Consider the following 22,640-nt stretch of genomic DNA (forward strand, 5'->3'; position numbering starts at 1 on the left):
TAAGGCTGCTGAAAGCAATGCGCTTTATATTCGGCAGCCGCAGCAGACGGATAACCGGGCCTCCCCGGAGACACGCCTGATGAGCGAGCTTTTTTACAACGCTGTGCCGAACGCGACCCGCGTGGCACCGCCACTGCCCGAACCTCGGCAATACCCCAGCGAGAAACCGTCGCGGGTCTACCTGTTCGGCACGTGTGTGGTCGACCTGTTCTACCCCGAAGCCGGGATGGACGCGATCCATCTGCTGGAGCGCGAAGGGATTCGGGTCGAGTATCCGCAAGGGCAGAGCTGCTGCGGCCAACCGGCCTACACCTCAGGCTACACCGAGCAGGCGCGGACGGTAGCGCGCTCGCAACTGGCGTTGTTTGCCGGCGATTATCCGGTGGTGGTGCCGTCGGGTTCCTGCGCCGGCATGCTGCGCGAGCATTACGCCGACTTGTTCAAGGACGAGCCGGAGACGTTGAAACAGGTGCAGGCGCTCGCAGCGCGCACCTATGAATTGGCCGAGTTTCTGCTGTTCGTCTGCAAGGTGCAGCTCAAGGACAGCGGCGAACCGGTGAAAGTCGCGCTGCACACCTCGTGTTCGGCACGCCGCGAAATGAACACCCACCTGCACGGCCGCGAGTTGTTGGCGCAGTTGAGCAACGTGGAGCGGGTTAATCACGACCACGAAAGCGAATGCTGTGGCTTCGGTGGGACATTCAGCGTCCGTATGCCAGACATTTCCGGCGCGATGGTGGCTGACAAGACCCGCGCGCTGAAGGAGTCCGGCGCGCACAAGGTACTGAGTGCCGACTGCGGCTGTTTGATGAACATCAACGGCGCTCTGGAGAAACAGCAGCAAGCGTTGCGCGGGCAACATCTGGCGAGCTTCCTCTGGCAGCGAACCGGAGGTGCGCAATGAGCACCTCGACGATTATTCCTACGGTCGCCGTAGAAGAAGATTTCCGCACCCGGGCACACAATGCCCTGGGTGATCAGCAGCTGCGGAACAACTTCCGCACTGCCATGGATTCACTGATGACCAAGCGGGCAGCGGCTTTCAGCGATGCCCACGAAAGAGAACACTTGCGCGCACTGGGCAATTCGATCAAGGCCCGCGCGCTGTCCAAGTTGCCCGACCTGCTCGAGCAACTGGAACAGAACCTGACCCGCAACGGTGTGACAGTGCACTGGGCGGAAACGGTGGACGAGGCCAATGGCATCGTCCTGTCGATCATCCGCGCTCACGAGGCGCGGCAAGTGATCAAGGGCAAATCGATGGTCAGCGAAGAGATGGAGATGAACCATTTCCTCGAGGCTCGGGACATTGAATGTCTGGAGTCCGACATGGGGGAGTACATCGTCCAGCTCGACCACGAGAAGCCTTCACACATCATTATGCCGGCGATCCACAAGAATGCCGGTCAGGTCGCGTCCTTGTTCCACGACAAACTTGGCGTGGAATACACCAAGGACGTTGACCAACTCATTCAGATCGGTCGCAGGGTCCTGCGGCAGAAATTCTTCGAAGCCGACATCGGCGTCTCCGGCGTCAACTTCGCCGTCGCCGAAACCGGCACCCTGCTGCTGGTGGAAAACGAAGGCAACGGGCGCATGACCACCACCGTGCCGCCGGTGCATATCGCCGTCACCGGCATCGAAAAAGTCGTGGAAAACCTGCGCGACGTGGTGCCGCTGCTGTCACTGCTGACGCGCTCGGCGCTGGGCATTCCGATCACCACTTACGTCAACATGATCTCCGGCCCGCGCAAGGAACACGAACTCGATGGCCCGCAGGAAGTGCATCTGGTCCTGCTCGACAACGGTCGCAGCCAGGCTTTCGCCGACAGTGAATTGCGCCAGACCCTGAACTGCATCCGCTGCGGCGCCTGCATGAATCATTGCCCGGTTTACACCCGCGTCGGCGGCCACACTTATGGCGAGGTCTACCCGGGGCCGATTGGCAAAATCATCACCCCGCACATGGTCGGCCTGGCCAAGGTCCCGGACCACCCGAGCGCGTCCTCACTGTGCGGCGCCTGCGGTGAAGTCTGCCCGGTGAAAATTCCGATCCCGGCGATCCTGCGCCGTCTGCGCGAGGAAAACGTCAAAGCCCCGGACGCACCGAATCAGGTGATGCGCGGCCAGGGCAGCAAGTATTCGCGCAAGGAGCGCTTCATCTGGAACGCCTGGGCCAGACTCAACAGCTCGCCGACGCTGTACCGCTTGTTCGCTTTTTTCGCCACGCGCCTGCGCGCCCTTACGCCGAGCAATGTCGGCCCATGGACGCAAAACCACAGCGCGCCAAAACCGGCCGCGCGTTCGTTGCATGACATGGCCCGCGAGCATCTGGCCAAACAGGGAGAGCGTCGATGAGCGCCAAGCAAAATATCCTCGGCAAACTGCGGAAAAGTCTGACCGGCACCACGCCAATTGCCGACAACTTCGATGTCGATCTGGTCACCCAGCCCTACACCTACAGCGCCGAGCAACGCATCCCGCAACTGCGCAAACTGATGGAGGCGGTGCACACCGAAATCCACCTGACCTCGGGCGCCGAGTGGCCGGCATTACTGGCGCAACTGCTGCGTGACCGCCAGTTGCCGAGCCTGCTGATCGCTCCGACAACAACTCACGGGCAACGCATCACCCAGCACTGGGCGAACAATCCCGAGCTGCCAGAACTGAAGTCCTACGACCGGCCAATGGAAGAGTGGAAAGCCGAGCTGTTCAACGACACCCCGGCCAGCCTCACTGGCACCCTCGGTGCCATCGCCGCAACCGGCAGCCTGATCATCTGGCCTACCCGTGAGGAACCGCGCTTGATGAGCCTGGTGCCGCCGGTGCATTTCGCCCTGCTCAAGGCTAGCGAAATCCGCGACAACTTCTATCAGGTGCAACAGGAATTCGAATGGGCGCAAGGCATGCCGACCAACGCGCTGCTGGTCTCCGGCCCGTCGAAGACTGCCGATATTGAACAGGTCCTGGCGTATGGCGCGCATGGCCCGAAAGATCTGGTCGTGCTGATTCTGGAGGATCAATGAATCTTCCTGCTGCTTTCCTGCGTGATGCCGAGCAACTGATTCCAGCAGACCGGCGCTTCGACGACCCGCTGTCGACCCTGGCCTTTGGCACCGACGCCAGTTTCTATCGGCTGATTCCGAAACTGGTGATCCGCGTCGAGTCTGAAGACGAAGTCGTGGCGTTGCTGCAACTGGCCCAGCGCGACAAGGTGCCGGTGACCTTCCGCGCTGCCGGCACCAGCCTGTCCGGGCAGGCGATCAGCGATTCCGTGCTGATCGTGCTTGGGGATAACTGGAACGCCCGCGAGATTCGCGGCCAGGGCACGCAGATCCGCCTGCAACCGGGCGTGATCGGCGCGCAGGCCAATGCCTGGCTGGCACCGTTCGGGCGCAAGATCGGCCCGGATCCGGCGTCGATCAATGCCTGCAAGATCGGCGGCATCGTCGCCAACAACGCGAGCGGCATGTGCTGTGGTACTGCGCAGAATACCTATCACACCTTGGCCGGGATTCGCTTGGTGCTGGCCGACGGCACGCGCCTCGACAGCGAAGACCCTGCCAGCGTCGCGGCATTTCGCTCCAGCCACGGCGACCTGCTCGAACGCTTGGCGACATTAGGTCGCGAGACCCGCGCCAACGCCGAACTGGCCGCAAGAATCCGCCACAAATACCGTCTGAAAAATACCACCGGCCTGTCGCTCAACGCCCTGGTGGATTTCGACGAGCCTGTGGATATCCTGAGCCACCTGCTGGTCGGCTCCGAAGGCACGCTCGGTTTCATCAGCGCGGTGACTTACGACACCGTCATCGATCACCCGAACAAGGCCTCGGCGCTGATCGTGTTCCCTGATGTCGAAACCTGCTGCAACGCGGTGACCGTGCTGAAAAGCCAACCAGTGTCAGCGGTGGAGTTGCTCGACCGACGCAGTCTGCGCTCGGTGCAGGACAAAAAAGGCATGCCCGCTTTCGTACAGCTTCTGTCGGAAAATGCCTGCGCGCTGCTCATCGAATCCCGCGCCGCTTCGTCGACATTGCTGCAGGAACAACGGGCACAAATCATGGCGTCCCTGCGCGATTTCCCCGTCGAGAAGCAGGTCGACTTCACCGAAGATCCGGTGGAAAACGCCCGCCTCTGGGCCATCCGCAAAGACACCTTCCCCGCCGTCGGCGCCGTGCGCAAAACCGGCACCACGGTGATTATCGAAGACGTGACCTTCCCGGTCGAACAACTGGCCATCGGCGTCAATCGCCTGATCGAGCTGTTCGACAAACATGCCTACGACGAAGCGATCCTTTTCGGACACGCACTGGAAGGCAATCTGCACTTCGTCTTCACCCAAGGCTTCAACAGCCCGGCAGAAATCGCACGCTACCAAGCGTTCATGGACGATGTCGCGCAACTGGTCGCCGTGGAGTTCGGCGGCTCGCTGAAGGCCGAACACGGCACCGGGCGCAACATGGCGCCGTTCGTGGAGCTGGAATGGGGCAGCGACGCCTATCAACTGATGTGGCAGCTCAAACGCCTGCTCGACCCCAACGGCATTCTCAATCCGGACGTGGTGCTCAGCGAAGATCCGCAGATCCACCTCAAGCACCTGAAACCGCTGCCGGCGGCGGACGAGATTGTGGATAAGTGCATCGAGTGCGGTTTCTGCGAACCGGTCTGCCCATCGAAAGGCCTGACCTTGAGCCCGCGCCAGCGCATCGTCATCTGGCGCGATATCCAGGCGAAAAAACGCGCCGGCGTCGACACCACCGAACTGGAAAAAGCCTACGACTACCAAGGCATCGACACCTGCGCCGCGACCGGCCTGTGCGCGCAACGCTGCCCTGTAGGCATCAACACCGGCGAACTGGTGAAAAAGCTCCGTGGCCGACACGCCACGCATCAGAAAACCGCTGACTGGATCGAAGGAAATTTCGCCAAGACCCTGCAAGGCGCGCGCTTCACCCTGCACGTCGCCAACGGTGCGCGGATGATGCTCGGCGCACCGCGTCTGGCGAAGTTGTCGGCGACGCTGACGCGCTTGTCCAAAGGCCAGGTGCCGTTGTGGACCAACGCCATGCCCCAGCCGGAAAAAGCCATTCGCTTCAGCCCGAGCGTTTCGGACGAGCGCCCGCGTGTGGTTTATCTGGCAGCTTGCGTATCGCGGGTCATGGGCCCGGCGGCGGGCGACAAAGAACAGATGTCGCTGTACGACAAAACTCGTGGTCTGCTGGAAAAGGCCGGTTACCAGGTAGTCTTCCCCGACAATCAGGACAACCTCTGCTGCGGTCAGCCGTTCGCCGCCAAGGGCTACGTCGGACAGGCCGAGCACAAGCGCCAGGAACTGATCAGCGCCCTGCTCCACGCCAGTCGCGGCGGCCTCGATCCGATCTATTGCGACACCAGCCCGTGTACGTTGCGACTGGTTCAGGACATCGGCGAAACACGACTGGATCTGTACGATCCGGTGCGCTTCATCCGTACGCATCTGCTGGATCGTCTGGACTTCACACCCCAGGAAGCGCCGATTGCCGTCCACGTGACCTGCAGCACTCAACACTTGGGCGAAAGCCAGGCGCTGATCGATCTGGCGCGCAAATGCAGCAACACCGTGGTGATTCCTGAAGGCATACATTGCTGCGGATTTGCCGGCGACAAAGGCTTCACCACACCGGAGCTGAACAGCCATTCACTGCGTACGCTCAAGGACGCCGTGCAGCATTGCAACGAGGGCATTTCCACCAGCCGCACGTGCGAAATCGGCCTCACCCAGCACGGTGGCATCAACTACCACGGACTGGTTTATCTGGTGGATCGGGTGACACGCGCAAAGGCCGTCTGAAAAAAAATAGAACTCTTGAGCGAGACGGCAATCCACAGAACAGGCCCCGACAAATCGGGGCTTTTCCTCCATTCGGTGGCTCGCCCAGCGGTCAGCGAAGCCTGGATCCCTCAGTTCAAGGAGATACACATGAAGCGTTCTGTACTGTTAGGTCTGTTCGTTACTGCCTCGATGATGGCGTCCACTTCGTTCGCCGCAGACAAGCCTGCCGATCTGTGCGATGCCAACATCCAGACAATCAACAACGCCAAAGGGCAGTTGTCGGCGAATCCGGAATTGAGCCAGCGCGCCGAAACCAGCGTGAGCAAGGCCCAAGCGCTGAAAGCCGAAGGCAAAATCGACGACTGCGTTGCCGAAACCTCGCAAACCATCGTGGAACTGCGTAAATCGACCGGCACCAACAACTGATCCATGCTGACGGGCCAACCTGCGGGTTGGCCTGCCAAGCGTTTTGACGTACACTGTGCACGCTTGTTGCCCGAACAGATTCACCGGGCAATGAGTTCGGGGCCGTTTAGGATTCGACGCCGGTTGCGAAACTCTAGGTGCATGCCGACTTGGTAACAGAAGTCGTAAATCCACTGTTGCAACTACTTATAGTTGCCAATGACGACCAATACGGTGTTGCTCTCGCTGCTTAATTGCAGCTGACAATGCTCCTGGTACCTTCGGGTCCAGCAATCATCAGGGGATGTCTGTAAACCCGAAATGATTGTCATATAGAACAGAATCGCCGTGCAGTACGTTGTGGACGAAGCGGCTAAAACTTACACAACTCGCCCAAAGCACCCTGCCCGTCGGGTCGCTGAGGGTTAACTTAATAGACACGGCTACGCATGTAGTACCGACAGCGGAGTACTGGCGGACGGGGGTTCAAATCCCCCCGGCTCCACCACTTCATCATCTAAAGACGTCCACGGACGTCTTTTTTTGTGCCTGAAATCCAGTAAATACGGGGGTTTCAGGGCTATTGGGCTCCACAGCGTTTCAGGCAGATCCATTTTGAAATGTATTCCAAGCCCACTGACTGAAATTTCGGAATACATATTGACCGGCGGCGACGGCCTTCAGTTACGAGTCCGAACCAACGGTTCGAGGCCCATCGACCCTCAACGACAGAGCCCGCCCAATGCGGGCTTCGTCGCATCTGGTGATTGGTATATTCCCGTCAACAAACACGTCGAGCCCACCGCCCAGCACGATGAATTTTTCTTCACCGCACTCCGTCCCGCGAACCGATAAAATCCCCCCGCTCATTCAAGAAACTACGGTTCGCCCGCGCTCCTAGCGGGCTTTTTTTCGCCTCGGCTTCTCCATATCTTGCCGCTCCCCAGCATATGCGCGACTCTGCCAGCAGATCCCTCGCCAAGGAGCGTTCGATGCCGCTGTTATCCCTGCCCTGCCCGCGCCTGACCCTGGCGATCCTCTCTCCCGATCAAGCCGAGCTCGAAAGCGCGTTCTACCTACGCAACCAGCGGCACCTGGCGCGCTGGTCGCCCATCCGCACCACCGATTACTTCTCCACCGCCAACATCCGCCGTCGCCTCGAGATCCAGGCCAGTGCTTTCGAAGCCGGGTTAGCCATGCATTTCGCGCTGCTGTCGGCGGACGGTCAGCAGATGATCGGGGCGTGCAATTTCAGCGGGATTATTCGTGGGGCGTTTCAGGCGTGTTATTTGGGTTATCACATCGATGAGGCGCATCAGGGGCAGGGTTTGATGCAGGAGGGGCTGGAGGCGGGGATTGGTTATATGTTCGATGTGCAGAATCTGCATCGGATCATGGCCAATTACATTCCGGGCAATGAGCGCAGTGCGCGGTTGCTTGAGCGTTTGGGTTTTGAGCGTGAGGGCTATGCGAAGGCGTATCTGAACATTGCCGGGCGTTGGCAGGATCATGTGCTGACGGCGCTGGTCAATCCGGGGTTCGAGGCGCCGGATCAGCGCTGGTCGCGGCGCCTCGGTTGAGTTGCGCGAAACCTGTCAGACAAAAATCCTTTCAGCTCTCGGGTTTGCGGCCGATACAGACCTGCTAACACCCCTGCTGGCTCAAAAGAACAACAATCTTCCAGCTTAACTGACGACCAAGAAACCCAACGTTTCTGGAGGATTTGCATGAATAGCTGGTTCGGTAACATCAGCGTGAACATGAAACTCGGCCTGGGCTTCGGCCTGGTGCTGGCCCTGACCTGCGTTCTGGCGCTGACCGGCTGGACCAGTCTCGGCGGCCTGATCGACCGCAGCAACTGGATGAGCGATATCACCCAGCTCAACGCCGGCCTGACCAAACTGCGCGTGGTGCGCCTGCAATACATGCTGACCAATGGCGACGAAACCGCCGCGCAGAATGTGCAGACCACCCTGGAAAGTTTCGCCGCTCAGCAGCAGGCGTTGATCAGCAAATTCAAGAGTCCGGAGAACGTCAAACTGCTCAAGCAGCAGGCCGCGACCATCGCTGAATACCAGACCTCGCTGAACAAAATGCGCAACGCCTATCGCACCGGCAACAGCGCGCGCGACACCATGAGCGCCAACGCCCAGACCGCCTACAACCTGATCGAATCGATCAGCCAGCGCGTGCAGCAGTTGGAGTTGAGCGATCAGCGTTTCGAGCAGTTCCAGGCGGTTACTGCGGCGAAGGAAGCGTTCATCCTCGCGCGCTATGAAGTGCGTGGTTACACCGCGACCAGCAACGCCGAGACCGAGCAGAAAGCCGTCGGCCAGATCGACGCGGCCATCGCCAGCCTCAAGCCACTGAATGCGCAATTTGCCGCGACTCAGCAGGATGCCTTGCGCCAATTGGAAACCGCGCTGACCAGCTATCGCGGCGCGTTGATGGCGTACAAGAACGCCAACACCGATGCGGTGCAGGCGCGTAAGGAAATGACCGATCAGGGCAACACCATCGTCGCCCTGAGCGAGCAGCTGTACCAGATTCAGCTCGATCGCCGTGATGCTGAAAGCGCCCAGGCGCGCACCTTCCAGTTGATCAGCACGTTGCTGGCGCTGCTGGTTGGCGTGATTGCAGCAGTGATCATCACCCGTCAGATCACCCGTCCGTTGCAGGAAACCCTGGCCGTGGTCGAGCGCATCGCCAGCGGCGACCTGACCCAGAATGTCACCGTTACCCGTCGCGATGAACTCGGCGTGTTGCAGCAAGGCATTGCGCGCATGGGCGTGACCCTGCGTGATTTGATCAGTGGCATCCGCGACGGCGTCACTCAGATCGCCAGCGCCGCTGAAGAGTTGTCGGCCGTGACCGAGCAGACCAGCGCCGGTGTGAACAGCCAGAAAGTCGAGACCGATCAGGTCGCCACCGCCATGCACGAAATGACTGCCACCGTGCAGGAAGTTGCGCGCAACGCCGAAGAAGCGTCGCAAGCCGCCGCTGCTGCGGACGGCGAGGCCCGTGAAGGTGACAAGGTGGTGAATGAGGCCATCGCACAGATCGAGCGTCTGGCCAGCGAAGTGGTGCGTTCGACCGAAGCGATGAGCGTGCTGCAACAGGAAAGCGACAAGATCGGCAGCGTCATGGACGTGATCAAGGCTGTCGCCGAACAGACCAACCTGCTCGCACTCAACGCCGCGATCGAAGCAGCGCGTGCCGGTGAAGCCGGGCGTGGATTTGCTGTGGTTGCTGACGAAGTGCGCGGTTTGGCTCAACGCACGCAGAAATCCACCGAGGAAATCGAAGGTCTGGTCGCCGGTCTGCAGAACGGCACCCAGCAGGTTTCGGCAGTGATGAACAACAGCCGCGCGCTGACCGACAGCAGCGTCGCCCTGACGCGCAAGGCCGGCGCCTCGCTGGAAAACATCACCCGCACGGTGTCGAACATCCAGTCGATGAACCAGCAGATCGCCGCCGCTGCCGAACAGCAAAGCGCCGTGGCCGAAGAGATCAGCCGCAGCATCATCAACGTCCGTGACGTGTCCGAGCAGACCGCAGCGGCGAGTGATGAGACGGCAGCGTCGAGTGTTGAACTGGCGCGGTTGGGTGGTCAGTTGCAGCAGATGGTCAGCCATTTCCGCGTTTGACGTTAGTCTTGCGCTGAAGCTGAAATCGAATCGCGGGCAAGCCCGCTCCCACAGGTTTTCGTGGTCGAGCACTGTTGATGTGTTCACCTCGATAACTGTGGGAGCGGGCTTGCCCGCGATGGCGGTGGGTCAATCAAATCCATGTTGCCTGACACTCCGCATTCGCGAGCAAGCTCGCTCCCACATTTGGATTTGTGTGACTCACCGGATTTTGAGCACACCGCAGATCCCTTGTGGGAGCGGGCTTGCCCGCGAAGGCGGTGGATCAGCCAAATCAACATTGCCTGACACTCCGCCTTCGCGAGCAGGCTCGCTCCCACCTTTGGATTTGTGTGCCACGCTGGATTTTGATCACACCGCAAAACCCTGTGGGAGCGAGCCTGCTCGCGAATGCGGTTTGAATGACAGAGCAGATTTTCAGACCTGCCACGGATTGATCACTTCAATCCCGGAAAACTCGAAATCCCGGACATTGCGCGTAGCAATCGCGGCTCCGTGGCCTCGGCAGATGGCCGCGATTTGCGCATCGGCCATTGCAATCCCCCGCCCCTTCGCCTCTGCATCGGCTACCAGCGTCGCGTACTCGACGGCTGCGTGGGCATCGAATGGCAAAATCCGCCCGGCAAAATCCTCTTCAAACATTGCCAAAGCGTGGGCCTGGAGTTTTTGTTTGCGCTTGCCGGAAGGTAATCGAGCGATGCCGTGCAGTATCTCCGCCACGGTGATTGCGCTGATGGCCAGGTCCATGGCCGGTTGCGCATCCACCCAAGCCAACACTTGAGCCTCGGGTTCGATGCGCATGAATTCGGATAGAACGTTGGTATCGAGCACTATCATTCAGAAAAATCCACCCCGAGCGGTTTTTCTGCACGCGCAGGCAGATCGAGGTCGGCTCCGCCCTCGGCGCTGAAACGCTGGTGAATCCGACTGCCGAGCCCTCCGGCACGATCAACCGTGGTGAGCGCTCGGCCCAGAATCAGCCGAGCCTCTTCTTCCATGGAATGTCCGTTGTGTGCAGCGGTAATGCGCAACTGCTCCTTGAGCTTCTCGTCAAGGTTTCGAATGGTGATGCTGGCCATGTCGCCCTCCTGCAATCAATGAAATCATCGATTGCAGGCTAGCATATTCAGGTTTGATTGGAGTCAGGCCCGCCGAGCGGCATCGTCAGCACTGGCACACCGCAATACCCCTGTGGGAGCGAGCCTGCTCGCTCCCACAGGGGTCTAGGGTGTCAGGACTATTCGGGATACGCGGTGATTTTGCGGATGCTTTGGTACAGCGGTTTGAGCTGCCGGTACATGCGCAAATACACCTCTCTGTACAACTGCTCATAAACCTCCTGCGCCTCAGGCTGCGGTGTGAAAACCGCCCCCACCCGAGTCATCGCCGCAATGGCCGATGGGAAATCCTTGTGCAGTCCCAACCCCACCGCGCAGCATATCGCCGCCCCCAACCCGGACGCTTCATATACATGCGGGCGTTCTGCCGGCAGGCCGAAGATGTTGGCGGTCAGTTGCATGGCGGCGTCGCTTTGTGAGCCGCCGCCGGCGACGCGCAGGCGTTTGATCGAGACCTTTGAGCGTCGTTCGATGTTCTCCATGCCCTGGCGCAGCGCGTAGGCCAGGCCTTCGAGAATGGCTCGGTAGATGTGTGCGCGGGTGTGTACGTCGCCGAAGCCGATCATCGCGCCTTTGGCTTCCACGCCCGGTTCGCGGATGCCCGGTGACCAGTAGGGTTGCAGCATCAAACCCATCGAGCCCGGCGGCACCGCGTTGACCAGCGCGTCGAACAGTTGCTCCGGTTCGATGCCCTGGGCTTTTGCCTGCTGCATCTCGCGCAGGCCGAATTCGTTCTTGAACCAGCTGACCATCCAGTAGCCGCGATAGATCATCACTTCGCAGTTGTACTGATCGGGCACGGCCGAGGGATACGGCGGGATCAGCGGGACGATTTCCAGGTAACGCGAGCGGGTGCTGGTGATGGTCGCGGTGGTGCCGTAAGACAGGCACACGGTGCGCGCATCGACCACGCCGGAGCCGATCACTTCGCAGGCCTTGTCGGCGCCGGCGGCAATCAGCGGCAGGCCTTCGGGAATGCCGGTGTGGCGGGCGGCTTCGGCCGTGATGTAGCCGAGGGTTTCGCCGGGTTTGTGCAGGCTCGGCAACTGCTCCGGGCGCACCGCCAGTGCCTGCCATTTCCAGTCGCGCGGCGCCGCCCATTTAAGCCGTTTGAAGTCGAAGGGCAGATAACCGACGCAGCAGCCGACGGAATCGACGAAGCGCCCGCACAGGCGATGAGTGAGAAAGCCCGAGAGCAGCAGAAACTTATCGGTCGCCGCCCACACTTCGGGCTGATGCCGGGCGATCCAGTTGGCCTCGGCCTGGGCGCGGAAATAATCCACCGTCGCTTGGGCGCCGACCAGTTTGAACAGCCAGCCCCACGGCCCTTTGATGCCGCCCTCGACCTCAGCCTGACGTTGATCGAGCCAGACAATCGCCGGGCGCAGCGGTTTGCCCTCGGCGTCGACATTGATCACGGTGCCGCGCTGGGTGGTCAGAGACACGCCGGCAATCTGCGCACGGTCGATGCCGGTCTGCTGCCAGAGTTGCTGGCAGGCCTCGCCGAGTTTCGCCCAGTAATATTCCGGATCCTGCTCGGCCCAACCGGGTTGCGTCGAGTAGTACGCCTGCAAGTCGACTTTGCCTTTGCCGAGCAGGTTGCCCTGCTGATCGAAGAGCAACGCGCGCACGCTCTGGGTGCCGTTGTCGATCGCTAACAGGTATTTCATGGCGTGATCTCCGGCAAGCCGTGATCGCGCAGCCACAGCAAACGGTAACGCTGGATTTCCTCCTGCCAGCGCTCATCGTCCCAGGCCAATCGCGACTGGCAGAGCGTGCGAATTGCAGGCAGATAATCTTCACCACCGCGCGGCAGCAACAGGCCCAAACGGGTGCGGCGCAGCAGCAAATCATCCAGGTGCAGAATCATTTCCGCCTCGCAAGCGAACGCCAGTTCTGCCCACAACGTATCGCTGGCGCCAACCGTTTCCGGACCGAGTTCGCCGAGCAATTGCTTTAGCCTCGGTAGGTCTCGACCGTGACGCCCGGCCAAGCGTCGCCATTGACTGGCGCTCAGTCCCGCAATTGTCAGCGGCGGCACAGCGGCGAACACCGGCGCGCCGTCATCGACAAAAGAACGCCCGAGCATCACCGCACACGCCTTGAGCACTTCGATCGCTTGCGGGCGAAATGTGGTCAGTTTGCCGCCGGCCAACGTCACGCAACCCGGCTCCTGCCACAACACATGTTCGCGGGTCTCGTTGGACGGTTTGCCCTGCTGCGCACCCGTCGCGCTGCCGACCACCGGACGCACGCCTGACCAGGTCGACAGCACGTCGTCGACGCCCACTTCGGCGCCGGGAAATTGCTGCTGGCACGCGGCGAGCAGATAGTCGAGTTCATCGCTGGAAATGCGCGCGCTGTGGTCGAGGTCCTCGCGGTGATCGAGGTCCGTGGTGCCGACCACCGTCGCGCCTTCCCAGGGAAAGACAAACACCGGGCGCCGATCGCGCTGATGCAGAAAAGTGAACGCCTGCGCCACTGGCAGACGCCAGCCCGGCAGCAACAGATGACTGCCGCGCAACGGTCGCAATTGCTTCGCTGACTCAACGGGACGCAAGCGCTCAGCCCAAGCGCCCGTAGCCACGGCCAGCACGCCAGAGCGCAATTGCAGCGTGGCCCCGCCCTCGCCATCTTCGATCTGAACCCCGCACACCCGCCCGCCTTCACGCAGCAGTTGCGTGACCCGCACACCATTGAGCACCACCGCACCATCGGCCCGGGCCTCGCGCAGTACGCGCATCACCAGCCGCGCATCATCGGTTAGCGCATCGACAAAACAGCTGCCACCGAGCAAACCGTTTTCCTTCACCCCCGGGGCGAGAAAACGCAGTTGTTGTGCGTCGTGAAAAGCATGGTTGCGCCGCCCCGCCAGCGCGTCGTACACCGAGAGCAGGCCGCCCATGACGCGCGGCCCGGGAAAGCCGCCGCGATAGTGCGGCATCATGAAACTCATCGGCTCGACCAGCCCCGGCGCCTCGTCGAGGAGGCGCTGACGCTCGCGCACCGAATCGCGGGTCAGGCGCCACTGGCCCTTGGCGATGTACCGCAAACCGCCGTGGACCATTTTCGATGATCGGCTGGAGGTGCCCCAGGCAAAATCGCGCTGCTCCAGCAGCAGACAGCGCCAGCCCCGCCGCGCCGCTTCGCGGACGATTCCGGCGCCGCTGATACCGCCACCGATGACGATCAGGTCCCAGGTGTCATCCGCCAGCGTCGGCAGAATCTGCTCGCGCCACTGCGCATTCCAGTTCGCCGTCATGGCCGCGACTCTGGCAATAACGTGCCCGGATTGAGGCGCCCTTCCGGGTCGAAATGTTCGCTCAGCGCCTGCAACGTCTGCATCGCCAGCGGGCCTTTTTCCCGCAGCAGATACGGCGCGTGATCCTTGCCGACGCCGTGCTGATGACTGATCGTGCCGTGGTTGTCGACGATGGTTTGGCTGGCCGCGTGTTTGAGCATCCGCCAGCGCGCCAGCGTCGCGGCATAGTCCGCTGCCGGGCGAAACACGTAGGTGGTGTAAATGCTCGAGCCTTCGCCGTAAACGTGCGAGAGATGAGTGAATACATGCACCCGTTCGCCCTCGGCGGCCAGGGCATCGCGCAGGCTGTTTTCGATCAGGCTGAGCAAGTGATCGACGTTGCTCCAGTCGGTGGCGGTTTCGAGGGTGTCGACCACGTAACCGGCGTTCCATAGGTTCTCGCGCAGGTAGGGAAAACGGAAGCGGTTCTGCGCCCACTTCTTGCCCAGCAGGGTGCCGGTGAACACGCCGCCGAAGGCTTTCAGATGCTGGCGCGCGTGTTTCAGTGACAGTGCGTTTTGCTGGCGATTGCCGGTGACACCGAAGGTCAGCAGGCATTTGCCGTCGCCGGCACCGCGCAGCTTGAGGTACTTCTCCAGCCAGGCGATCTGCTGCGGATGGCCCGCCAGCGCCAGTTGCGTTTCGGTTTCCACCGCGTTGGACAGCCGCAGCATCGACAGCGGTACGCGCGCCTGCGCCAGTTGCCGGATTGCTTGCAGCGCGTGCGGCCAATCGGGCAGAAACACGCCGTAGAAACGCTCGTCCGCCGGCAACGCGCTGACCCGCACTTTGACTTCGGAAATGATCCCGAAACGGCCCTCGCAACCGAGCACCATTTCACGCAGATCGGGACCTGCCGCCGACGCCGGAAACGTCGGAATCTGCAGAGGCCCGGCGAATGTTTCCAGGGTGCCGCCCGCGAACAATTGCTCGATCCGCCCGTAGCGCAACGACTGCTGGCCACTGGAACGGCTGGCCACCCAACCGCCCAGCGTCGACAGCTCCCACGACTGCGGGAAATGCCCCAGCGTGTAGCCGCGCGCGCGCAATTGGCTTTCCACTTGCGGCCCACTGGCGCCGGGGCCGAATGTCGCCAGCAGGCTGTGTTCGTCGAGGTCGGTCAGGCGATTCATCCGCGCCAGCGACACCGTCAGCACTGGGCGCGCGGAGTTTGGTGGATTGATGTGTCCGGCCACCGATGTCCCGCCGCCGTAGGGAATCAGGCACAGATCCTGATCATGGGCGAGGGCCAACAATTGGCGGATCTGTTCGGCCGTTTCAGGAAACGCCACGGCATCGGGATAAGTACCCAGCGCGCCTTCGCGCAACGCCAGCCAGTCCGGCAGGCTCTGGCCGCGCGCGTGCAGCAGGCGATCGTGAGTATCGATGCTGTACAAGCGGTGCGGCACCAGGCGCGAGGTCGGCACTTGCGTCAACGCCGCTTCCAATGTCGCATCAGGCAATGCGCGGCCAGCGCCCAAGCGTTCGTGGAGAAATGTCGCGCCCTGGGCCGGCAGTTCGACCACCGTGCCTGCCTCTCCCCAGCCGCTCCAGCGTCGCATGCGTGTGTCCTTTTTCTGCCGTTGGATCAAGCTTGCATACTAGTCAGCGCTGGAGATCTGTCACGGTCGCATCCGGCCAGATCATGTAGCGAATGGCGCCAAACGTCCGGGCATTTACTTTCGCCGTGCAATCCACTTACCTTGCGGCATTCATTCGCTCACGCGCCGTCGATCAAAGGACCGCGACCATGCCCTCGCTCGGCTTCACTTCCGTTCCGCCGCTGCTCAAATACCTGCGCCATGCCGAACAGTTGGGCATGGCCATCGAGCCTGCATTGGCGGCGGCCGGGTTGCAGGCGCAGCAGTTGAGCGACAACACCTTGCGCCTGCCGGGTGAGGTTCACGAGCGCTTGCTGGATTATTTCTGCGAGCACTCGGGCGATGGGTTGTTCGGGCTGCATGCGGCGAATTTCGTCCTGCCCAATTCGTGGAGCGTGCTCGGTTACATCACCATGAATTGCGCGACGCTGGGCGATGCGATGAGCCGGATCATGCCGTTCGAAAAACTCGTCGGCGACATGGGCGTCAGCCGCGCCGAGGTGCAGGGCGAGCACGTGCATCTGATCTGGACCTGCCGCTACCAGCGGCCACGGATTCGTCGGCATCTGGTGGAAAACGTGCTCGGTTCGTGGCTGCACTACGCGCGCTGGATCGCCGACACGCAGCTGTCGCCGGCCTGCGTATGGCTGGAGCATGCGCAGCCGGATGCGGTGACGCAGGCCGAGTACGAGGCGTTTTTTGGTTGCCCGGTGCGGTTCGATCAGGCGTATTCGGCGCTGGTGGTGCCGCTGGCGTATTTGCAGTTGCCGCTGCGCCAGGCCGATGCGCAATTGCTGCGAACCCTGGAAGAACACGCGATGGGTTTGCTGGCGACGCTGGAAGATGCGTCGCTGGCGCAGCAGGTGAAAAACATTCTGCGCGGTTTGCTCAAGGAGGGCCTGCCGCGCAAGGAGCAAGTGGCGGAGCAGCTCAGCGTCTCGGTGCGCACGTTGCAGCGGCAATTGCAGCAGGCGGGGACGTCGTATCAGCAGATTCTTGATGAGCTGCGTCAAGAGTTGGCGGAGCACTATTTGCTCAACAGCACGTTGCCGATTCAGGACATTGCGCAGTATCTGGGCTTCACCGAACCGCGCTCGTTTCATCGCACCTTCAAGAGCTGGCGCGGGATGCCGCCGGGGGAGTTTCGGTTGCGGAATCGGCGGTGATGCTGATGGCCTCTTCGCGAGCAGGCTCGCTCCCACAGTAGTTCTCGGTTGCCTGCATTTCCGAGCTCACCGCAGATCCCCTGTGGGAGCGAGCCTGCTCGCGAAGGCGTCATTCGCCACACCGATTAAACACGTCTTGGCACAACTGTTTAAAGCGACACGGCATTCAGCGAAACCACCCACAATTCCTTGCGCCGCTGCCTACGCCTGCGCCAGAATCCGCCGGCTTGTGCGCCTTGGGGCCTGCCGGTAACTTGATTCGGTCACTGATTTCTCAGTGATCGAGCTTAGCGGCTCGGACAGCATTCCGGTTGTACAAGTCCAATCCGGTCAGGCTCACGCCTGCACTCGATGGTGGCTGTGCGCATGGCATCTTCGGATGCACCGGGTTGAATGCTTACCGGTCCGCTAACTTGCGCACAGCTGCCTCCCTTTGCTTAGCGGCGAAACGGATGCAGCTTCATAAGAGGCAAGCATTCATGTTCAAAGTAACGCCAAACCCGCCACCCACAGACCCGGCATCCCCCTACGAATCCGCCGACTCAAAGAAATTCCACGAAGCCGCCGACCGCGCCCTCGACCATTACCTCGGCCCATCCAGCGCTGAATTCATGGCCCCGCCCTACAAGTCCAACACGCTGTACATGGCCAATCCCGAGGCCGACAACGAATCGCTGCTGGCCGACGCCTGCGAAACACTAGGGTCGGCGACGGTGATGCTCAACGATCAGGCAGGGCTGGTGAACGGCTCGCAGCGCAAGACGTTGCAGGGCATTGCGCAGATTGTGATGGTCGCGGAGATGGCAGTGAATCGGGTGCTGGATCGGTTGGTGCCGACTGATTGAGGGTTTTTGAGGAATTTGGTGTGGGCTGGTTTTGTGGGGTGTCAGGGGTTGCCCTCACCCCAGCCCTCTCCCAGAGGGAGAGGGGGCCGACCCGGTTGTCTTGCGCTGTCCGCCGACCTGAAAGACCAAGTCGATTATGGATTCGACGCCATGCATTCAATTCGATTATGGATTCAGCACAGCACATTCAGGTCGGCGTAACTCCCGAGCATCCCCCAATCGGTCCCCTCTCCCCCCGGGAGAGGGTTAGGGTGAGGGGCTTTTGATCTTGGGCGCCAAGCTCAAAGACTGATCGCATTGGTAAACACCAACCGATTGCCAAACGGATCGGCAATGGTCATGTCCTGACTGCCCCACGGCATCGCCTGAATCTGCGGATGCGAGAACTTGTAATCCTTGGCCATCAACTGCTGCTGAAATGCCTCCAGCTCATCAGTCTCGATACGCAGCGCCGAACCCGGGCACGCATCGCCGTGATGCTCGGACAGATGCAGCACACACTCGCCCCGTGACACCTGCAGATACAGCGGAAAATTCGCTTCGAAGCGGTGCTGCCAGTCGATCTTGAAACCGAGAAAATCGACGTAGAACTCGACAGCCTTGGCCTCATCGAAGATCCGCAGGATCGGGGTGGTTTTGCCGAAGCTCATGGGGTGCTCCCTGACTGATTGGCCCCACAGTGTAGACGGGGAGGATGTCAGCAAATCGGCTTGAGGATGGCTTTCTTTAATCTCATAGTGCCATCACTTTAGAAAATCAAAAGATCGCAGCCTTCGGCAGCTCCTACAATGGAATGCGATCTCCTGTAGGAGCTGCCGAAGGCTGCGATCTTTTGGCGTCATTCGAATCAACGAAACCCTTCGCGCAAATCACCTTCACGTGCCAGAAACCGCCCTGCCCTCGCCCCATTTGCCTGCCCGTCGCGATAGCTCAACACGCCGTTGACCCAAACCCCGTCAATCCCCTGCGCCGCCCGTTGCGGATCGTTGAAATCGGCCACGTCACGCACGGTCGCCGGATCAAACAACACCAGATCCGCCCAATGTCCTTCACGAATCTCGCCCCTTTCCTGCAAGCCAAAACGCGCCGCCGACAGGCCGGTCATCTTGTGCACGGCGGTGTGCAGCGGAAACAACCCGACGTCGCGACTGAAATGGCCCAGCACCCGTGGGAAAGCGCCCCACAGGCGCGGATGCGGGAACGGGTCTTCGGGCAGTCCGTCAGAACCGACCATCGAAAGCGGATGGGCGAGGATTCTTCTGACATCGGCCTCGTCCATGCCGTAGTACACCGCGCCCGCCGGTTGCAGACGTTTCGCGGTTTGTTCCAGCGACAGTTTCCATTCGCCAGCGATGTCGATCAGGTCGCGCCCGCTGATTTCCGGATGCGGCGTCGACCAGGTAATGGTGATGCGATGGGCATCGGTGACTTGCTTCAAATCCAGGGTCGAGGAACTCGCCGCGTAAGGGTAGCAATCGCAGCCGACCGGATGGGTTTTCGCTGCCTCTTCCAGCGCTGCGAGCAGTTGCGGACTGCGTCCCCAGTTACCGACGCCGGCGCATTTGAGGTGGGAAATGATCACCGGCGATTGCGCGTGTCGGCCGATTTGAAATGCTTCGTCCATCGCCTCCAGCACCGGAGCGAATTCGCTGCGCAAATGGGTGGTGTACACCGCGCCGAACGCCGTCAGCTCTTCGGTCAGTTGCATGACTTCATCGGTCGAGGCGTTGAAGGCGCTGGCGTAGGCCAGGCCTGTGGATAAACCCAACGCGCCGGCCTCGAGGCTGTCGCGCAACTGCGCGCGCATGGCGGTGATTTCGTCGGGGGTCGCGGTGCGCAACAAGTCGTCGAGGTGATTGCTGCGCAGCGCCGTGTGGCCGACCAGTGCGGCGACGTTCAACGTGGTGTTGGCCGCTTCGACGGCGGCGCGGTAGTCGCTGAAACGCGGATAGACGAACGCCGCTGCGCTGCCAAGCAGGTTCATCGGATCGGGCGGATTGCCCTTCAAAGTGACCGGCGAAGCGCTGATGCCGCAGTTGCCGACAATCACCGTGGTCACGCCCTGGCTAAGCTTGGGCAGCATCTCGGGTTGGCGGATGACCACGGTGTCGTCGTGGGTGTGCACGTCGATGAAACCCGGCGCCAGCACCCGGCCGGCGGCGTCGATTTCTTCGCTGGCGCGGGCGTCGGGCAGATCGCCGATGCGCTCGATGCGGCCATTGAGAATTGCCACGTCTGCCTTATAGCCGGGCGTGTTGCTGCCGTCGATAACCAGCGCGTTGCGGATCAGGGTGTCGTACTGCATGTCAGTCTCCCAGCGGCAGGTGGTCGTCGCCGCCACGGTATTCGTCGAGGGCGAGTTTGATTCGCCGCAGACGTTCTTGATTGTCTTCAGGGCTGGCCAGCGCCAGTTCGGTGGCGAGCACGTCGATGGCCAACAGCATGCCGTAGCGCGCCGCCGTCGGTTTGTAGATGAACGAGGTTTCTGCGCCTTGCAGCGGCAGCACGACGTCGGCCAGTTCGGCCAGTGGTGAATCGCCGCGAGTGATGGCGAGAATGCGCGCGCCGTAGTTGCGCGCCAGCTCCACGGTTTCCAAAAGCTCCGGGGTGATGCCGGTCAGCGAGCAGGCGATCAGCACTTGCTCGGCGTTCAAACTGGCGGCGGTGACGCGCATCATCACCGCGTCGTGGCACACCGCAATCGGGTAACCGAGGCGCACTAGGCGCACCTGCAATTCATCGCTGCACAGGGTTGAGCAACCGCCCATGCCGAACGCGTGAATCATCCGCGCCTGACCGAGTAATTTCACTGCGTCGGCGAAGCGCGATTCGTCGAAACCGGCCAGATGCTGGCGCAGGGTGGTTTCGATGTCGCCGACGATCTGCCCGTAGAACGCCGACTGCTCAGGCGTGCCCGCCGGGTCGAGAAACCGGCTGCCAACGCCGCTGGCCTGGGCCAGTTGCAGACGTAGATCACGCAGGTCGCGGCAGCCGACCGTGCGGGCAAAGCGCGACAGCGTGGCGGTGCTGACCTCGGCGCGTTGTGCGAGGTCTTCGAGGCTGGCGCTGGCGGCAAACCCGACATCGTCGAGCATCAACCGCGCAATGCGCCCCTCGCCGGCACTGAAGGAATCCTGGCGGGCGCGGATCTGGTAGAGGATGTCCATGGGCGGCGGGCTCCGGTTACAGCAGGTAGGAAAGGCCGACGGTCAGCGCGAAAGCGACCAGCGAGATCAGCGTCTCGAGCACGGTCCAGGTCTTGAACGTCTGCGCGACCGTCATGTTGAAGTATTCCTTGATCAACCAGAAGCCGCCGTCGTTGACGTGGGAAAAGATAACCGAGCCCGCGCCGGTCGCCAGCACCAAAAGCTCAGGATGTGGATAACCCAGACCGATGGCCACCGGCGCGACAACGCCGGACGCGGTGGTCATCGCCACGGTGGCCGAGCCAGTGGCAACGCGCATCAGCGCGGCGAACAGCCAGCCCATGATCAGTGGCGACAGGTGGAATTCATGGGCGAGGCCGACGATCTGATCGGTAACGCCGGCATCCACCAGAATCCGGTTCAAGCCGCCGCCCGCGCCGACCAGCAAGGTGATGCTGGCGGTGGGCGCGAGGCATTCGTTGGTGAACTTGAGGATCGATTCGCGGTTGAAACCCTGCGCGATGCCCAGCGTCCAGAAGCTCAGCAAAGTCGCCAGCAACAGCGCGATCACCGAGTTGCCGATGAACAGCAGGAACTGGTTGAACGCGCTGCCCGGCGTGGAAATCAGGTTGGCCCAGCCGCCGATCAGCATCAGCACCACCGGCAGCAGAATGGTCGCCATGGTAATGGCGAAACCCGGCAGTTTGTCGCGCGGCTCGCGCTCGAGAAATTGCTTTTCCAGCGGGTTGTCCGCCGGCAATTGAATGCGCGGCACGATGAATTTCGCGTACAGCGGGCCGGCGATGATTGCGGTCGGAATGCCGATCGCGATGGCGTACAGCAAGGTCTGCCCGACCGACGCCTGATAGGCCTGCACCGCGAGCATCGCCGCCGGGTGCGGCGGCACCAGCGCATGCACCACCGAGAGCCCGGCAACCATCGGCAGACCGACCATCAGAATCGAAACGCCAACCCGGCGCGCCACAGTGAAGGCGATTGGCACCAGCAAGACGAAACCGACTTCGAAGAACAGCGGCAAGCCGACCAGAAACGCGATGCAAACCATCGCCCAGTGCGCGTTCTTCTCTCCGAACTTCTCGATCAGCGTGCGCGCCATCTGCTCGGCACCGCCGGACTCGGCCATCATCTTGCCAAGCATCGTCCCCAACGCCACCACCAGCGCAATATGCCCCAGCGTCTTGCCGACGCCAGCCTCATACGCACCGACCACCGCCGACGGCGGCATCCCGGCAACCAGCGCCAGGCCCAGTGAAATCAGGGTGATGACAATGAACGGATTGAGCCGGTAACGGGCGATCAACACGATCAGCGCAATGATGGCCACAGCGGCGTAGACCAGCAGCCAATAGCCGAGGGAAGGCGTCATGCGGTACTCCTCGAAAGGGTCACGTTCGAATGGGTTGTGAAACTCATAAATCATTTCGAAATAGAGATTTCAAACCGCATGAAAGTAATTTTCGTGGAGAGACAAGAGGTGTCGCTGGTGGGTATGAGGTGTCGTGATTAATGAAAATCGGAGGGCGGGATTTTCATGACTTTCCAAATCACCACTCAACTCTGTGGGAGCGAGCCTGC

General features: G+C 61.3%; 17 protein-coding genes, 1 other RNA gene and 3 pseudogenes. 12 read left to right on the top strand and 9 right to left on the bottom strand.

The features are described 5' to 3' along the window. Positions 1-79: 79 nt before the first annotated feature. The 10 genes and pseudogenes from JWU58_RS23760 to JWU58_RS27635 form a co-directional block, all read left to right on the top strand. Positions 80-904, top strand: a complete 825-nt coding sequence (locus JWU58_RS23760) for a (Fe-S)-binding protein (protein WP_016771777.1) — start codon at positions 80-82, stop codon at positions 902-904. Then, entirely contained in the window at positions 901-2,358 is a 1,458-nt protein-coding gene (locus tag JWU58_RS23765; protein WP_041477924.1) for a LutB/LldF family L-lactate oxidation iron-sulfur protein, read from the top strand. Before JWU58_RS23760 ends, JWU58_RS23765 begins: the two co-directional genes overlap by 4 nt. After that, on the top strand, positions 2,355-3,026 hold the full coding sequence (locus JWU58_RS23770) for a LutC/YkgG family protein (RefSeq protein WP_206421070.1): 672 nt from the start codon (positions 2,355-2,357) through the stop codon (positions 3,024-3,026). The genes JWU58_RS23765 and JWU58_RS23770 overlap by 4 nt, the downstream gene beginning before the upstream one ends. Then, positions 3,023-5,833: an FAD-binding and (Fe-S)-binding domain-containing protein gene (locus JWU58_RS23775; protein WP_206421071.1), complete on the top strand. Its 2,811-nt coding sequence runs from the start codon at positions 3,023-3,025 to the stop codon at positions 5,831-5,833. Before JWU58_RS23770 ends, JWU58_RS23775 begins: the two co-directional genes overlap by 4 nt. 129 nt (positions 5,834-5,962) lie before the next feature. Further along, positions 5,963-6,241: a hypothetical protein gene (locus JWU58_RS23780; protein WP_076565773.1), complete on the top strand. Its 279-nt coding sequence runs from the start codon at positions 5,963-5,965 to the stop codon at positions 6,239-6,241. Between the two features lie 98 nt (positions 6,242-6,339). After that, positions 6,340-6,728: a transfer-messenger RNA gene (gene ssrA, locus JWU58_RS23785) on the top strand. 484 nt (positions 6,729-7,212) lie between these two features. Then, the gene (locus tag JWU58_RS23790; protein ID WP_206421072.1) at positions 7,213-7,800 is read left to right on the top strand and encodes a GNAT family N-acetyltransferase; all 588 of its coding nucleotides are present in this window, start codon (positions 7,213-7,215) and stop codon (positions 7,798-7,800) included. A 180-nt stretch (positions 7,801-7,980) separates the two neighbouring features. After that, positions 7,981-8,745 (top strand): annotated as a pseudogene (locus JWU58_RS27625) (methyl-accepting chemotaxis protein); the annotation flags it as partial. Between the two features lie 117 nt (positions 8,746-8,862). After that, positions 8,863-9,009 (top strand): annotated as a pseudogene (locus JWU58_RS27630) (HAMP domain-containing protein); the annotation flags it as partial. Between the two features lie 261 nt (positions 9,010-9,270). Then, positions 9,271-9,867: pseudogene (locus tag JWU58_RS27635) on the top strand (methyl-accepting chemotaxis protein); the annotation flags it as partial. Positions 9,868-10,284: 417 nt separating this feature from the next. Here the strand turns inward: JWU58_RS27635 and JWU58_RS23800 are convergent. From JWU58_RS23800 to JWU58_RS23820, 5 genes are all read right to left on the bottom strand, one after another. After that, positions 10,285-10,704 carry a type II toxin-antitoxin system VapC family toxin gene (locus JWU58_RS23800; RefSeq protein WP_160767809.1) on the bottom strand — a complete coding sequence of 140 codons (420 nt, stop codon included), beginning with the start codon at positions 10,702-10,704 and terminating at the stop codon, positions 10,285-10,287. After that, on the bottom strand, positions 10,701-10,946 hold the full coding sequence (locus tag JWU58_RS23805) for a FitA-like ribbon-helix-helix domain-containing protein (protein ID WP_122699393.1): 246 nt from the start codon (positions 10,944-10,946) through the stop codon (positions 10,701-10,703). The genes JWU58_RS23800 and JWU58_RS23805 overlap by 4 nt, the downstream gene beginning before the upstream one ends. A 158-nt stretch (positions 10,947-11,104) precedes the next feature. Next, positions 11,105-12,655, bottom strand: coding sequence for an FGGY-family carbohydrate kinase (locus tag JWU58_RS23810; protein ID WP_206421074.1), 1,551 nt, complete (start codon positions 12,653-12,655; stop codon positions 11,105-11,107). After that, the gene (locus JWU58_RS23815; RefSeq protein WP_206421075.1) at positions 12,652-14,247 is read right to left on the bottom strand and encodes a glycerol-3-phosphate dehydrogenase/oxidase; all 1,596 of its coding nucleotides are present in this window, start codon (positions 14,245-14,247) and stop codon (positions 12,652-12,654) included. Before JWU58_RS23815 ends, JWU58_RS23810 begins: the two co-directional genes overlap by 4 nt. After that, on the bottom strand, positions 14,244-15,848 hold the full coding sequence (locus JWU58_RS23820; protein WP_206421076.1) for an FAD-binding oxidoreductase: 1,605 nt from the start codon (positions 15,846-15,848) through the stop codon (positions 14,244-14,246). Before JWU58_RS23820 ends, JWU58_RS23815 begins: the two co-directional genes overlap by 4 nt. A 188-nt stretch (positions 15,849-16,036) precedes the next feature. Between JWU58_RS23820 and gliR the strand changes: the two genes are divergently transcribed. Beyond that, positions 16,037-17,053, top strand: a complete 1,017-nt coding sequence (gliR, locus tag JWU58_RS23825) for an AraC family transcriptional regulator GliR (RefSeq protein ID WP_122692808.1) — start codon at positions 16,037-16,039, stop codon at positions 17,051-17,053. A gap of 479 nt (positions 17,054-17,532) precedes the next feature. After that, positions 17,533-17,898: a DUF6124 family protein gene (locus JWU58_RS23830; RefSeq protein ID WP_122699388.1), complete on the top strand. Its 366-nt coding sequence runs from the start codon at positions 17,533-17,535 to the stop codon at positions 17,896-17,898. Between the two features lie 281 nt (positions 17,899-18,179). Here the strand turns inward: JWU58_RS23830 and JWU58_RS23835 are convergent, their stop codons facing one another. The 4 genes from JWU58_RS23835 to JWU58_RS23850 all read right to left on the bottom strand — a co-directional run bounded on the left by JWU58_RS23835 (position 18,180) and on the right by JWU58_RS23850 (position 22,431). Beyond that, positions 18,180-18,548, bottom strand: coding sequence for a glyoxalase superfamily protein (locus tag JWU58_RS23835; protein ID WP_016771789.1), 369 nt, complete (start codon positions 18,546-18,548; stop codon positions 18,180-18,182). Between the two features lie 197 nt (positions 18,549-18,745). Then, a complete protein-coding gene (locus tag JWU58_RS23840) occupies positions 18,746-20,203 on the bottom strand; it encodes an N-acyl-D-amino-acid deacylase family protein (RefSeq protein ID WP_206421077.1) in 1,458 nt (485 codons plus the stop codon). Between the two features lies 1 nt (position 20,204). Then, the gene (locus tag JWU58_RS23845; protein WP_122508182.1) at positions 20,205-21,065 is read right to left on the bottom strand and encodes a MurR/RpiR family transcriptional regulator; all 861 of its coding nucleotides are present in this window, start codon (positions 21,063-21,065) and stop codon (positions 20,205-20,207) included. A 16-nt stretch (positions 21,066-21,081) separates the two neighbouring features. Next, a complete protein-coding gene (locus JWU58_RS23850; protein ID WP_206421078.1) occupies positions 21,082-22,431 on the bottom strand; it encodes a GntP family permease in 1,350 nt (449 codons plus the stop codon). Between the last annotated feature and the right edge of the window lie 209 nt (positions 22,432-22,640).

It is taken from the genome of Pseudomonas atacamensis (assembly GCF_017167965.1).
GTDB lineage: Bacteria > Pseudomonadota > Gammaproteobacteria > Pseudomonadales > Pseudomonadaceae > Aquipseudomonas > Aquipseudomonas atacamensis.

What these genes read in the sequence shown, in the direction of transcription:
- JWU58_RS23815 (WP_206421075.1), bottom strand. Translation starts at nt 14,247, where the DNA reads ATGACGGCGAACTGGAATGCGCAGTGGCGCGAGCAGATTCTGCCGACG.
- JWU58_RS23835 (WP_016771789.1), bottom strand. Translation starts at nt 18,548, where the DNA reads ATGAGCTTCGGCAAAACCACCCCGATCCTGCGGATCTTCGATGAGGCC.
- JWU58_RS23805 (WP_122699393.1), bottom strand. Translation starts at nt 10,946, where the DNA reads ATGGCCAGCATCACCATTCGAAACCTTGACGAGAAGCTCAAGGAGCAG.
- JWU58_RS23810 (WP_206421074.1), bottom strand. Translation starts at nt 12,655, where the DNA reads ATGAAATACCTGTTAGCGATCGACAACGGCACCCAGAGCGTGCGCGCG.
- JWU58_RS23775 (WP_206421071.1), top strand. Translation starts at nt 3,023, where the DNA reads ATGAATCTTCCTGCTGCTTTCCTGCGTGATGCCGAGCAACTGATTCCA.
- JWU58_RS23760 (WP_016771777.1), top strand. Translation starts at nt 80, where the DNA reads ATGAGCGAGCTTTTTTACAACGCTGTGCCGAACGCGACCCGCGTGGCA.
- JWU58_RS23770 (WP_206421070.1), top strand. Translation starts at nt 2,355, where the DNA reads ATGAGCGCCAAGCAAAATATCCTCGGCAAACTGCGGAAAAGTCTGACC.
- JWU58_RS23780 (WP_076565773.1), top strand. Translation starts at nt 5,963, where the DNA reads ATGAAGCGTTCTGTACTGTTAGGTCTGTTCGTTACTGCCTCGATGATG.
- JWU58_RS23830 (WP_122699388.1), top strand. Translation starts at nt 17,533, where the DNA reads ATGTTCAAAGTAACGCCAAACCCGCCACCCACAGACCCGGCATCCCCC.
- JWU58_RS23820 (WP_206421076.1), bottom strand. Translation starts at nt 15,848, where the DNA reads ATGCGACGCTGGAGCGGCTGGGGAGAGGCAGGCACGGTGGTCGAACTG.
- gliR (WP_122692808.1), top strand. Translation starts at nt 16,037, where the DNA reads ATGCCCTCGCTCGGCTTCACTTCCGTTCCGCCGCTGCTCAAATACCTG.
- JWU58_RS23790 (WP_206421072.1), top strand. Translation starts at nt 7,213, where the DNA reads ATGCCGCTGTTATCCCTGCCCTGCCCGCGCCTGACCCTGGCGATCCTC.
- JWU58_RS23850 (WP_206421078.1), bottom strand. Translation starts at nt 22,431, where the DNA reads ATGACGCCTTCCCTCGGCTATTGGCTGCTGGTCTACGCCGCTGTGGCC.
- JWU58_RS23840 (WP_206421077.1), bottom strand. Translation starts at nt 20,203, where the DNA reads ATGCAGTACGACACCCTGATCCGCAACGCGCTGGTTATCGACGGCAGC.
- JWU58_RS23765 (WP_041477924.1), top strand. Translation starts at nt 901, where the DNA reads ATGAGCACCTCGACGATTATTCCTACGGTCGCCGTAGAAGAAGATTTC.
- JWU58_RS23845 (WP_122508182.1), bottom strand. Translation starts at nt 21,065, where the DNA reads ATGGACATCCTCTACCAGATCCGCGCCCGCCAGGATTCCTTCAGTGCC.
- JWU58_RS23800 (WP_160767809.1), bottom strand. Translation starts at nt 10,704, where the DNA reads ATGATAGTGCTCGATACCAACGTTCTATCCGAATTCATGCGCATCGAA.